The organism is Mucilaginibacter sp. UYNi724 (genome assembly GCF_054057495.1).
Genome location: NZ_JBSRZI010000002.1, coordinates 203,850 through 218,244, shown reverse-complemented (window position 1 = coordinate 218,244; position 14,395 = coordinate 203,850). Strand labels below are relative to the sequence as shown.

The following is a 14,395-nucleotide window of genomic DNA, read 5'->3' as shown; positions in this document are numbered from 1 at the left end:
AGTATCGCATTTTATGTTGTAGTTCAGAATTTTTTAGAAGATTCTACCTTGCCATCCAGCAGGTTAATGATACGTGTGCCGTACTCGGCGTTTTTTTCGGAGTGTGTTACCTGAATGATGGTAACGCCGTCCTCTTTGTTCAGCTTACGGAAAAGCTCCATGATCTCTTCCCCTTGTTTAGAGTTCAGGTTACCGGTAGGCTCATCTGCCAGTATTACTTTTGGTTTGGCAATAAGCGCGCGGGCTATCCCCACCAACTGCTGCTGCCCACCGGATAGTTGCGCCGGGAAAAGGTCTTTTTTACCTACGATATTAAAACGGTCCAACATATCGGCAACCATGGCCTTACGTTCAGATCCTTTTACATCCTGGTAAATTAAAGGGGTTTCGATGTTTTCGTAAACGGTAAGTTCATCTATCAAGTGGTACGCCTGAAAAACGAAGCCGATATATTGTTTATATAAAGCAGCACGTTGCTTCTCCTTAAGCTGATGAACGGGCTGGTCAACAAAGTAATGGAAGCCGTCGGTTGGTTCGTCAAGCATGCCTATGATGTTAAGCAAGGTTGATTTGCCCGAACCTGATGGGCCCATGATAGATACAAATTCGCCCTGGTCAACATCAAGACTGATGTCGTTTATCACGAAATTTTTGTTGCCGCCTACCTGGTAATATTTTGAAATATGCTGAAGAGATAACATGTTTAATATTGTGTTAAATGAATTAAGTTAAAATGAGTTGCAATTTCTCAAACTGATTTGGGTATTCAGGTATCAATAATATACCAAAATTATAAATAGCTTATTATCAGTTTATTATATTGATTGCTAAAAGCTAAAACTGTACGCTTATGTACAGCGTGCGTTCGGTTATGATACAGTTTAAAGGATAGAGCCAAGAAGTTAGAAACAGGAAACAAGAAGAGAACTTTAAAGGGGGAATTAGATATAAAGAAAATAGCCAGGATAGCGGGTGAAATCATCCTGCTTCCTGGCTACTGTTATCTTGTTTCTTTTAGCTACTCCGACCTTAAACTATTAACCGGGTTAGATAGCGCAGCCTTTACAGATTGATAGCTAACTGTTAAAAAGGCTATAAGCGCCGCTGCACCGCCTGCAATGACAAACACCCACCAATGTATCTCTGCACGGAATGCGAAGTCCTGCAGCCACGTATGCATGGCATACCAGGCCAATGGCGAGGATATCAGAATGGCGATAAGCACCAGCTTGATAAAATCGAACGATACCAAACTTACTATGCTTAAAACACCTGCCCCTAACACTTTACGGATGCCAATTTCCTTAACACGCTGGCGGGTAGAGAATACAGCCAGACCAAACAAACCAAGGCACGATATAAATATGGTAACAATGGTAAATGCAGTAAGTATAGACCCGGTACGCTGATCTGTTTTATACAAGGCCTCAAATTCCTGATCAAGGAAATGGTACTCGAACGGTGCATTTGGATAAAATTTATGCCAGCTGGCCTGTATCGCGGCAATGGTATTAGCTGTGTTTTTGCCCGATGTTTTCACCAATAGCTTACCAAACCAATCGTACTCGGGGAACATTACAATTGGCGTAATTTCTTCATGCAGGGATGCAAAGTTAAAATCTTTGGCAACCGCTTTAATAGTACCCATCCGGCCGTTCAACCCAATTTTTTTACCAATTGCCTGCTCAGGTTTCCAACCCATTGCCTTTACCGCTTTTTCGTTCAGTATAAAGCTGAAACGCCTTTTGCTTTCGGCGGTATCCAGTACTTGTTGTTCGTCACCAAGATCCAGGTCGCTGCCGGCAACTAATTTTATGCCCAATGTTTTGGTGAAGCTTTTTTCGATCGGGATGGCGGTTACCGAAAGGTTAAAGTCGGCATTTTTGCCTTCGGCTATGTTAATGGAATATCCACCGCCGACATTCACCGGCGAATCGTAACTCGCGGTTGAACCCAACACACCCATTTGCCTGCTTATTTCGGTTTTAAAGGTTTCAATTTTACTGTACGGCATACCGCCCATATCTAAAACCAAAACCTGGTCGCGGTTAACGCCGGTATCTAAACTTTGCATATAGTGTAGCTGGTTGCCTGCAATTAAGGTGCTAATGATAAAAAATACTGATACCACAAATTGAAACACCACTAACGATTTACGCAGCATGTTACCACCCGCTTGCATAGACGAGCCGCCCTTAAGCGTAATAATGGGCTTAAAGGCCGATAAGTACAGTGACGGATAAGTACCCGCTAACAATGTAACCAATACAAACAAGGCTACCAATGCGGTTGCAAGCCATGACAAATTCCATGTTTGCAGGCTTAGCTGCTGGCCTGTAAAATTGCTGAATGCGGGCAATGCGACATCTAATAATGCAAAGCCGACTATCAACGATAATAACGTAATTATCCCTGCCTCCATTATAAATTGGATGAACAACTGGCCACGCATAGCCCCCATTACCTTGCGCACACCAATTTCTTTAGCACGTTCGGCAGAGCGGGCGGTTACCAGGTTCAGGAAATTAACACAGGCCAAGGTCAACAATATAATGGCAACTAAGCCCAAAATGTACATATACTTAATATTGCCGCCCGGCTCTAAACCACCCGCGGTAGAGCGTAAATGCACATCCGTAAGGGGTTCCAGGTTAAACCACATTTTATTGCGTGCTTTTGGCCTGTCTTTAGTGATGTAGTCGGTCATTTGTTTAGCAACTGCCAGCCTGTTGGCATGGGGCTTTAACAGTACGTAGGAGTAATCGTTTGATGAATCCCACGCGCGGGTCAACGAACGGGGCATCATGGCGTAGCTTGCCATCAGGTCGAACTTGAGCTGTGAGTATTCGGGCACGTCCTCTATAACACCCGTTACCATCATACTATTCTTTTGATCTACCTTTAATATTTTACCTATAGGGTTGTCGTCGCCAAAGTATTTTTTAGCTGTAGATGCTGTGATTACAATAGATGATGAGTTTGCCAGTGCCGACTTAGCATCACCGGAAATAAACTTAAAGTCGAAGATCTTGAAGAACGATTCATCAGCGGCAAGCATCTTTTTCTCTTTAAATATCTTGTCGCCATATTGTACCACGGCGGCGCGCAGGTTTGAATAATTTACAACGCGTACGCCATCTTCAATATCAGAAAGCTCCTGCTTAAAAACAGGCACAGGCCCTGTAGGCGTCATCGCGGTTGTGTTAACATCGGCATCGTCTGCAGATTTGTAACTGAAGGTCAACCGGCTTATCCTATCGGCCTTTGTGTGGAAACGGTCGTATCTAATCTCGTTGATCAGGTAAGTGGTAAGCAACAGAAAGCAGCAGATCCCCACTGCCAGCCCTGCCATACTTATTAGCGATGTGGTTTTGTTTAGCACCAGATTACGCCATGCCGTTTTTAAATAGTTTTTGATCATCTACTACAGATTTAATGATTAATATGATTTAACAGATTCTCTCTCTTGTTTCTTTACTCGTGATATCTTGCTTCTCTATTCACTCCTCAAGCTTTTAACCGGATTTGCAATCGCAGCCCTTATTGCCTGGAAACTGATGGTTGCCAAGGCTACTATCATGGCCAATATGCCCGATACCGCGTATACCCACCATTGAATTTCTATGCGATAGGCAAAATCCTGTAGCCATTTGTGCATAAAATACCAGGCAAGCGGCGAGGCTATTAGAAATGACATTCCTACCAACTTTATAAAATCTGATGATAACATGTTTACAATACCCGGCGTTGATGCACCCAGTACTTTACGGATCCCTATTTCTCGGGTACGTTGGAAGGTACTGTAGGATGCAAGGCCCAGTAGGCCAAGGCATGATATGGCTATTGCTAATATAGCGAAGTTGAAAAACAACTTACCAAAACGCTGTTCGGCACGGTATTGCCTGTCAAAAAACTCATCTAAAAAGTAATAACTGAAAGGCCTTTTCGGAATAGCCTCTTTCCACTTAGTTTCGATAGCGGCAAGCGTTGCAGGTAGGTTTTTGGCGTCAACTTTAATAGATATCAGGTCGAACCCGCCCAACTCTACACGCATGCTTAGCGGTTTTATTTTTTCCTGTAACGACCGGAAGTGAAAATCTTTCATTACCCCTACTATTTTACCTTCGCGCCCCCACTGCTTAAAACGGCGGCCTATAGCTTCTTGCGGCGAATTGTAACCGAATAGCTTTACAGCTTCCTCGTTAAGTATCATGGCTTGCGATGTATCCGTGCTAATAAAATCACGGGAAAACGGCCTGCCTGCAACCATCTTGATCTTAAACTGGTTCAGGTAATCAAAGTCGACGAAATACAGGTCCAGATTGGCGACCTGTAGGTCGCCTTTTTTATTTTCAATTTCTGAGTAGGCGCCACTGTTGTTCCCACCTGGCACGCTTGATGACTGCGATACCATTTTAACGCCGGGCAACCCTTTTACCGATTGCTGAAAAGCATCTTTACCGGGGTCGCTGTTGGTATTCATCACCAGCATCTGGTCTTTAGAAAAACCAAGGTCGCGGTTACGCATAAAGTCCATTTGGTTATAAACGATTATAGTGCCGATAATAAGCGCTATCGAAATGCTGAACTGTGCTACTACAAGGCTTTTTCTTAACAGGTTACCTTTGGTGCCTGATGAAAACCGGCCCTTTAAAACCATGATAGGTTTAAACGACGATAACACCAAAGCCGGGTAAATGCCCGCCAAAAGACCAATGAGTACCGATGTGCCAAATAAGATAACCACGTAATATGGTGATGAAAAAATTCCGGGGCTAACCACCTTACCAGATAATTGATTAAACATGGGCATTAACAAGGCAGATAGCACCACGGTTATCACAAATGCTATCAGGCAAAGTACAACACTCTCGCCAATAAATTGAGCGGCCAGTTCGCCTTTTGCGGCACCCACAACTTTACGGATCCCAACCTCTTTGGCGCGCTCAACAGATCGCGCTGTAGTTAGGTTTATGAAATTGATACAGGCTATCAACAATATAAATATGGCTACAATGCTAAATGTATAAACGTTACTCATGCTGCCTACTGCCGAACCACCATGTGTAGAACGCAGATAAACATCTTTAATGGGTTCTAATATTAAAGTTGCAAACATTTGTTGCTTGCGGCTTTGTTCGCCATTACGTTTCTCTATAAACGCCGGGAATTTTGACTGAAGCACTTTGGCATTTACACCCGGTTTTAAAAGCAGGTAGGTGTTTGCGCCATAATTACCCCATTGTTCATCTATCCCTTTCCTAAACTTTTGGGTTAGTGATGACATAGACAGAATCATATCCGCCTTTATCTGCGAATTTTCAGGCAGATCTTTCATTAAGCCGGTTACCATAACGGGAATCGCGTCGCCGGTTAGCAATACGGTTTGGCCAACCGGGTCGGTGTTGCCAAAGTATTTTTTAGCAGCGGTTTCGGTAAACACCACGCTGGCTTGGGCGCTTAACGCCGTTTTAGGGTCGCCTTTTATAAGTTTAAAGTCGAACACTTTAAAAAACGCCGAATCGGCAAACAGGGTTTTTTCCTCCTGAAATTTAACGTTGCCTTTAGTTACCAAATAACTGCCGCCACTAACCCTTACAAACGACTCGATCTCCGGGAAATCGAGTTTTAAATTGGGTGCGAACGCCCACGATGTTGCATCGGTGTTGATCGTTTCCGAAGGCGTTTTGATATCAGTTACCACACGGTATATCCGGTCTGCCTTGGTATGAAACTGATCATAGCTAAGCTCGAACATTACATACATGGAGATAAAGAAACACGCGGTTATCCCAACTGATAATCCTGTAATATTTATAAACGAGAAAACTCTATGCCTCCACAGGTTTCTTAAGGCGATTTTAAAGTGATTTTTTAACATGGTTTGGTTGTTGTATCCTATTAATTCAATTAATTATTCGCTTCGTAAACTTTTCACCGGGTTTGCCAATGCGGCCCTTATGGATTGAAAGCTGATGGTTAATATGGTTATGGTTATTGCAGTTATTGCAGATATTACAAAAACGCCGGGGCCTATAGTTATCCTGTAGGTGTATTTGTTAAGCCAGTTTTGTAAAAAGTATAATGCTATTGGCGATGCTATTACACAACTGATCACCACAAGTAAAACAAGATCTTTTGATAGTAAATACCACACCTGTGCTACCGATGCACCCAAAACTTTACGTACGCCTATTATCATGATGCTGAGGTTATCTTTAAACTAAATTTTGTATTGATTCTTACTTCTAAAGGTCTTGACTCTCTTCTATTCGCTTTTTAAACTTTTTACAGGGTTAACCAGCGCCGCTGTAATGGCTTTGTACCCTACCGTTATCCAAGCAATGATAATAGATGAACCGATAGAGATAACGAAAATGCCGATCCCCGGCTTTATCTTGTAGGTAAAATCCTGCAGCCATTGCTGCGTGAAATACCATGCAATCGGCGCGGCAATTACAAATGAAACCACGATAAGCAACGTGAACTCTTTAGAGAACAAGTACACAATATTGGCAACAGATGCGCCCAAAGTTTTACGAATACCCACCTCTTTGGTGCGCTGTACCGCCATAAACGATACCATACCGTACAGGCCCAAGCAGGAGATAAAAATGGCCATGCCCGCGAATATTTTATACAAGATGGATAACTGATCTTCCTTTTTATAGAAACTGGCTATCTTTTCATCCAAAAACTTGTATTCGTAAATCTCTTCGGGAAATGTGGCTATCCACAGTTTCTCTATCGCGGCAAGCGTTTGCTTTACGTTGGCAGGTTTTAATTTAATATTTGCCTTTTGATATTGCCCAGTCCACGTACCCATTAGCACTGGTGGGATCTGCTCGCGTAACGATGAAACGTTAAAGTCTTTCACCACCCCTACGATCTTCTGTGTGAGGTTTTTATCGTCCCATAGGTTTATAGTTTTACCAATAGCTTCTTTAGGATCGGTTACGCCAAGGTTTTTCAAAAGCGTTTCGTTCACCACATATTCCCTTACAGTATCACCCTTTGTGAACGGGCGGCCGGCAATAAATTTCATATTATATAGAGCAAAATAATCGGCATCCGCCCATTTCATGTTTACCCTAAAGTCTGTTTCCTTTTCGGCGTTATCGTATTTGATTGGGCTTGCCCCGTTCATATTGTCAGACGGGCTTGCAAAGCTGTAGCTTAAACTTTTCACGCCCGGTTGCTGGAGTATCTCACTTTTGAGCGCGCTCAGTTTCAATCGGCTTAAGCTGTCGTTTGGTAAGGAAACCGTTATAATAGCATCTTTATCAAAACCCAAAGCTGAGTTTTTAAAGTGGTTGAGCTGGCTGATGATCACAATGGTGCCGATGATCAACACCTGCGCAATGCCAAACTGTAACACGACAAGGCTTCTCCTTAAGGTTATCCCGTTTGATTTGCCACGGGTTATCTTATTCTTAAGCGCGGCTATCGGGTTAAAGCCCGATAAAATCAATGCTGGATACATGCCCGATAACAAGGTAACGCCAACCAATACCGCTATCAGGAACGCGATTATTACCGGGTTGGTAATGAAATTAGCGGTGAGTTGTATTTCCAATAGTTTGTTTAACGACGTTAGTCCAAATTCGCTTAACCCGATAGCAAGTATAATGGAGAATAGTGTGATGATAAATGTTTCGCTCAAAAACTGCAATATCAACTGCCGGCGCTGGCTACCCAAAACCTTACGGATGCCAACCTCTTTTGAACGGTTAACCGCCTGGGCTGTAGCCAGATTCACAAAATTTACACAGGCAATTATCAGCAAAAACAAACCAATAAGGCTTAAGGCCTTAATAAGGTCTTTACTAAATACCTGGTTGGTGTAAAGGCCGGCGCGGGTATCATAATGCATCTCGGCTAATGGCTGTAGCAGGAATGCATCCCTTTTTACATCATCAGGTTTGTGCTTTTTAATGAAACCTACCAAGCTTTGATTAAAGCTTTTTTCAGTTACGTTATTGGGCAATAATACAAAACACGAATGAGAGCCGAATGTACTGCCCCAATCTTCCTGGTTGTTTTTATACTCCGTATTTTTAAGTGTGCTGTATGATACCGCTATGGTTATCGGCAAGTCGGTGTTGGCTGGCGGGTCTAGCATAATACCGGTAACCTTTAGGTCTAATGTGTTATTGTACCTGATGGTTTTGCCCATTGCGTTAACCCACTTACCAAAATACTTTTCAGCCACTTTTTTGCTGATGATAATGGTATTTGGTTCAACCAGTGCATTTTTCTCGTCGCCGGCCAGCCAGCCAAAATCAAACATCTTAATAAGCTGCGGTTCGGTAAAAAACACATCAGTTTCCTTAAAGCGCTTCACTTCGCCGTTGTTGGTTGTAATGCTTAATTGTTTGTTGTTATCATCAAATATGGATCCGATAAGCGGGATGTTTGAATAATCTACCCGCATGCCCCTGCTGGTTGGGAATGGCACACCGGCACGGTACTTCACTCCTTCGGATGAAGTGCGTTTAGCTAATACGCGATAGATGTGATCTTTGTTAACATGATAATTATCAAAGCTTGTTTCGAAGTTTATCACCAAAAAGATGAGCAAGCAAGCCGCTATCCCAACGGCCAATCCTACGATATTGATAATGGTATAACTCTTGTTGCGGATCAAACTGCGCCAGGCGGTTTTAAAATAATTTCTGATCATGATAATGTTTTAAATAGTAATTGTAAATACTAAAGCCAACGATTAATGCTTAAAGACTTGTCCTTAAGCATTAATCAAATATGTGTATCAACTAATCTTCATTTCTACTCGCTTCTTAAGCTTTTCACCGGGTTTACCAATGCGGCCCTCACGGCTTTATAGCCTACTGTTATCCATGCTATGGCAATTGATGATACCATCGCCAGCCCAAACACGCCGGCTGTTAATGGGATTCGATAAGCAAAATTTTGCAACCAGCCCGACATCATATACCATGCTACCGGCATGGCTATTGCAAAGGCGATGGAGATAAGGATCATAAACTCTTTAGAGAACAAGAACACGATGCTGAATACCGACGCGCCTAATACTTTGCGTACCCCTACCTCTTTAGTGCGTTGTATCGCCATAAAAGATACCAGGCCATATAAGCCAAGGCACGATATAAAAATGGCTATGAACGCGAAGATCTTGTAAACCAAAGCCAGTTGGTTTTCCTGCCTGTAAAACTGGGCTATGTTTTCATCAAGGAAGAAACCGTTGTAAGCATACTCCGGGTAAGTAGCTTCCCAAAGTTTTTGGATCTCTTTGGTTGTTTTGGTAAGGTTACGTGTCTGGATCTTGATAGCTGCTTGGGATAGTACCGACTTGCGTGGGGATATTATAATTGGTTTAACCGCGTCACGTAACGAATTGGTTTTAAAATCTTTAACCACACCGGTTATTGGTGCCCATGCCCCTCTGCCACCAACGCGTATTGTTTTACCAATAGCGTCTTCGGCCTTCATCACACCCAATTTATGGATCAGGGTTTCGTTTACTACAACCTGGCGGGTAGTATCGCTTTGGTCGTAACCATGGCCGGCAGCGAATTGCAACCCAAACGTTTTAAAGTAATCGGCATCACCATATTTTAAAAATGTGGTAAATGTTACATCCTTAGTAGAGTTATTATAGTAGAAGTTAGTGCCCCAATTATTGTCTGATGATGGCGCATCCGAAGCAAAACTCATCGACTTTACATCCGGGTTTTGCAATACCTGCTGCTTAAACGACTGCATTTTGCTCAGGCTGAGGCTATCAGTATAGCCTGGTATGATAAGGACCGCATTTTTATTAAAGCCAAGGTCGGCATCATTCACAAAATTCATCTGGTTAACGGCTACAATGGTACCGATGATAAGTAGTTGCGCAATAGCAAACTGCGCTATAACCAAGGCCCTGCGTAACGGGATGCCACCTATAGAAGCGGCAGTTATTTTATTTTTAAGCGCGGCAACCGGTTTAAAGCCCGATATGACCAATGCAGGATAAATACCAGATAATAGTATCACGGCGAACATGGTAATAACAAGGAATAATACAGTGCCTGTATTCAATAATGCAATATCATCCGGCACGCTGGCAATATTTTTAAGATAAGGCAATGCTATTTTTGCCATCGAGACAGCTAATATTACCGAGAACAGGACCACCATAGTGGTTTCGCCAATTACCTGTGCTATAAGCTGCTTGCGTGTACTGCCCAATACTTTACGGATGCCTACTTCTTTAGAACGGCCTACAGATTGCGCGGTTGACAGATTGATGAAGTTGATGGACGCCATCAGGATAATTAAAATGGCAATAAATGTTAGGGTATTTAAAGTGGCTTTGCTGGTCAAATGGTCGCCCAGGGTGTTGCCCACCCTGGTATCAAAATGCATAGCGCTTAATGGCTGTACCAAATGCTCGCGTACAGAAAGTGTTTTTTCATTCAAATTCTTTTTGGTGAAACCTACCAGTTGCGACTCGAAACTTTTTTGACTAAGATTTGCAGGCAGCTGTGCAAATACCTGGTGATTACTGCTGATCGAACCCCAATCAGTATTATACTGATAACTTTTACCGCTTTGTTTCCAGGTGATGTATGATACCATTATTTTCAAAGGGATATCGCTATTACTTGGCGAATCGTCCACAACACCCGCAACGCGCAGGGTTAGGGTATTATCCATTTTAATGGTTTTACCAACGGCGGTATTCCAGTCGCCATAGTATTTGGTGGCGATGGCTTTGCTGATAACGACCATATTTGGCTGGGAAAGTGCATCCTTTGTTCCGTTTAACCACTTGGTTTGGAAGATATCGAAGAACTGCGGCTCTATAAAAAACACACCAATTGGTTCGATGAATTTTTTGTCGGCGGCCGCGTTATTGGGGTCTGCACCGGGAACCGTCATTTGGCTGCCGTAGCTGCTGTTTAAAGCGGCAAAGTTGACCTGCGAAAAATCTAAGCGTAAAGCATCAATGGCAGGTACCGATACGCCGGGATTATAATTTACACCATCCTCTGCAGTTTGCTTGGTAATGAGGTGATAGATGTTTTTGAAATTGCTGTTAAAAGTATTGTAGCTAAGCTCGAATTGCAGGATAACAAATATGAGCAGGCAGGCACCAATGCCAACGCTTAAGCCCGATATGTTTATAATAGAATGTGCCTTATGACGGATGATGTTTCTCCAGGCAATTTTAAAATAGTTCTTTAACATTGTGATGGTAATTTGCTTAACACTAGTTAAAACATATACCAAAGTATTAAATACCTATTTATCAGATGTTTATACAAATAAAAAAGCGTACGCTATGTACGTAACTGTAACAGTATGTGTTCGGTATTGATACAGTGGCAGCGATCAGAGGTTGGTGATTGGAGATTAGTTAATACATTGCAAATTAAAAGTACGAGATCAGAGGCTGGAAATAAAGCAAATAATCTCTACCCTCCGGTCTCTGATCTCTAACTCAAAACCTAAAACCCAAAATACTTAATATAGGTATCCAAGTCCTTATCCCCCCTGCCTGATAGACAGATCACCACGTTATCGTTTTTCTCGAATGTCATTTTTTCTAAATAAGCCAGCGCGTGCGCGGTTTCAATTGCAGGGATAATGCCCTCCATTTGCGAGCATTGCAGGCCTGCATTAAGGGCTTCTTCATCTGTTATACTAACGTAACTGGCGCGGTTGATTTTGTAGAGGTGTGCGTGCTGCGGGCCAATGCCTGGGTAATCTAACCCGGCAGAAATAGAGTATGGCTCAACAACCTGCCCGTCGTCGCTTTGCATCAGTATGGTACGGCTGCCGTGCAGTACACCTTCCCTGCCTAAAAATGTAGTAGCCGCCGAGTGGCCGCTATCAACACCTTTACCCGCTGCCTCAACCGCAACCAGTTTTACAGATTCGTCATCAAGAAAATGGTAAAACATACCCATAGCATTACTGCCACCGCCCACACAGGCCATTACATATTGCGGTACTTCGTTACCGGTTTGCTCTAAAAGCTGCTTTTTAGTTTCTTCAGAAATAATGGATTGAAACTTTGCCACCATATCCGGGTATGGGTACGGGCCCACCACCGAGCCGATAATGTAATGCGTATCTATCGGGTTGCCTATCCAGTCGCGCATGGCTTCGTTGGTGGCATCCTTAAGTGTTTTACTGCCGGATGTTGCCGGTACAACCGTTGCGCCCAGCATTTTCATCCGGGCAACGTTTGGCGCCTGGCGCTCCATATCTATCTCGCCCATATACACCACACATTCTATACCTTTTAAGGCACAAACGGTGGCCGTAGCTACACCATGCTGACCTGCGCCCGTTTCGGCAATGATGCGCTTTTTGCCAAGACGTTGTGCCAGCAAGATCTGCCCTATGGCATTATTTATTTTGTGCGACCCTGTGTGGTTCAGGTCTTCGCGTTTGAAAAAGATGTTAGCGCCATATTTTTCAGAATACCTGTCTGCACGGTACAAAGGCGAGGGGCGGCCAACGTAATCTTTTAATAGTTGGTTAAACTCGGAAATAAAGCCTGGGTCGCTCATTATTTTAATATATTCCTGCCTAAGCTCTTCCACATTAGGGTACAGCATTTCCGGGATGTATGCACCGCCAAAATCCCCGTAATATCCTTGTTCGTTAACTCCGTATTTCATTGTATTTAAATTTATTGTCCCGATAGCTATCGGGATAGTGATTGAAAGGAAATATTTTACAATTTCAACTTTTTAACCTTCAACTTTTACCTTATCAAATGCTTGTTTTAATTTATCTATATCTTTTAAAGCCGGCGATAACTCGAACTTACTATTTAGGTCTACGCCGTAAAATGCCGCGTGTTTAATTTGCTTTACCTCGTCCAGATTATCTAAACTTAACCCGCCCGATAAAAAGAACGGTACATCCAGTTTGTAGCTATCCAGTATAGCCCAATCGAAAACCATGCCCGAACCACCATGCACGGGCGTTTTAGTATCGAACAGGAAAAAATCAACCGAATTTTTGTAGGCGTCCAAACGTCCAAAATCAAACTTTTCATCTATTCCAAACGCTTTTATCACTTGCACCTCGTGCCTGTACATATCGCAAAACTGGGGGCTTTCGCTTCCGTGCAATTGTATGGCATCAAACTTATATTTATAAATCAGTTTACTGATACTGTCAGCATCTTCATCCACAAAAACGCCTACTTTAATGATATCCGTTGGGATGTTTACCAACTCGTCATCATCCATCCCCCCAATAAACCTGGGCGATCTATCATAGCAGATAAAGCCCATATAGTCGGCTTTTAAGGCCTCAACAGCCTTAATGTTATCCGTGTATTTTAAACCGCAAACCTTTATCTTCATGGCTTAATTGGCTATCAGAATTTTGAAGCTATGCAAAGCTTTTTTGCTAACAAGCGCTTTTTCTGCCTCATAAAAACAATCCGCAAAGCTTTTTTCGGGGTGGATTGTTTTGATGGCCATAGCGGCGTTGCTTAATACTACGTTTGTTTGTGGCAAGGTAGCCTCATTATTTAGCACGCTCATAAATATGTCTGCTGAATCGCCAACGGTATGCCCACCGGTTATCTGGTCTTCGGCCAGTTTCTCAAAGCCAAGGCTCTCAATACTGTTTATTTTTTCTCCTTCGGATGAAAAGGTCTTAAAATCGCAGGTAAGCGAGATCTCGTCATAACCGTCCAGGGCATTCAGGATAGTGTATTTTACGTTAGATTTTTGGTAAAGATAAGCGTAGATCCTTGCAAGCTCCAGGTTAAACACGCCAACCATTTGGTTTTGTGGCTTCGCCGGATTAACCAACGGACCAAGCATATTAAAAAATGTTTTAACCCCCAACTCGCGGCGAATGGGTGCAACGGTTTTCATAGCCGGGTGAAAAAGCGGCGCATGCAGGAAACAGATATTTGCCTTATCAACACTGCGTTTTAGCGCGTCGGTATTGTTAGTAAATACATAGCCCAAATGCTCCATCACGTTAGACGAACCACAGCCCGATGACACGCCGTAGTTACCATGTTTAGCCACCTTATACCCTGCCCCTGCCACCACAAATGATGCAAGGGTGGAGATATTGAAGGTGTCTTTACCATCACCACCGGTACCGCAAAGGTCTATCAGTTCGCCTTGTTCAAGGTCGATAGGCAGGCAAAGTTCCAGCATTGCATCGCGGAAACCTTCCAATTCGTTTACAGTAATGCTGCGCATACAATAGGCCGTCATAAAGGCTGCCATTTGCGAGTTATTGAACTTACCCAAAGCAATATCCTTTAGGATATCTTTCGATTGCTCGCGGGTAAAGGTCTTGTGTTCAAAAAGGTGATTAAGTATCTGTTTCATTTATTAAGGCATAAAAAAAGGGTTACCATGTGGCAACCCTTCTGTATATT

At 43.0% G+C, this 14,395-nt stretch carries 9 protein-coding genes; all 9 read right to left on the bottom strand.

The window, feature by feature from the left end:
• Positions 1–23: 23 nt before the first annotated feature.
• Entirely contained in the window at positions 24–701 is a 678-nt protein-coding gene (locus ACVW0P_RS03755) for an ABC transporter ATP-binding protein (RefSeq protein WP_457130894.1), read from the bottom strand.
• Between the two features lie 317 nt (positions 702–1,018).
• Positions 1,019–3,421 (bottom strand): ABC transporter permease, encoded by a 2,403-nt coding sequence (locus ACVW0P_RS03750; RefSeq protein ID WP_457130893.1) that lies wholly within the window; start codon positions 3,419–3,421, stop codon positions 1,019–1,021.
• Positions 3,422–3,496: 75 nt separating this feature from the next.
• Entirely contained in the window at positions 3,497–5,881 is a 2,385-nt protein-coding gene (locus tag ACVW0P_RS03745; RefSeq protein ID WP_457130892.1) for an ABC transporter permease, read from the bottom strand.
• Between the two features lie 33 nt (positions 5,882–5,914).
• Positions 5,915–6,202 (bottom strand): ABC transporter permease, encoded by a 288-nt coding sequence (locus tag ACVW0P_RS03740; protein ID WP_457130891.1) that lies wholly within the window; start codon positions 6,200–6,202, stop codon positions 5,915–5,917.
• A gap of 66 nt (positions 6,203–6,268) precedes the next feature.
• Positions 6,269–8,683, bottom strand: a complete 2,415-nt coding sequence (locus tag ACVW0P_RS03735; RefSeq protein WP_457130890.1) for an ABC transporter permease — start codon at positions 8,681–8,683, stop codon at positions 6,269–6,271.
• A 104-nt stretch (positions 8,684–8,787) separates the two neighbouring features.
• Positions 8,788–11,214 carry an ABC transporter permease gene (locus tag ACVW0P_RS03730; RefSeq protein ID WP_457130889.1) on the bottom strand — a complete coding sequence of 809 codons (2,427 nt, stop codon included), beginning with the start codon at positions 11,212–11,214 and terminating at the stop codon, positions 8,788–8,790.
• 260 nt (positions 11,215–11,474) lie between these two features.
• Entirely contained in the window at positions 11,475–12,656 is a 1,182-nt protein-coding gene (gene trpB / locus ACVW0P_RS03725) for a tryptophan synthase subunit beta (protein WP_457130888.1), read from the bottom strand.
• 72 nt (positions 12,657–12,728) lie between these two features.
• On the bottom strand, positions 12,729–13,352 hold the full coding sequence (locus ACVW0P_RS03720) for a phosphoribosylanthranilate isomerase (RefSeq protein WP_457130887.1): 624 nt from the start codon (positions 13,350–13,352) through the stop codon (positions 12,729–12,731).
• 3 nt (positions 13,353–13,355) lie between these two features.
• A complete protein-coding gene (trpD, locus tag ACVW0P_RS03715) occupies positions 13,356–14,345 on the bottom strand; it encodes an anthranilate phosphoribosyltransferase (RefSeq protein WP_457130886.1) in 990 nt (329 codons plus the stop codon).
• Positions 14,346–14,395: the final 50 nt, after the last annotated feature.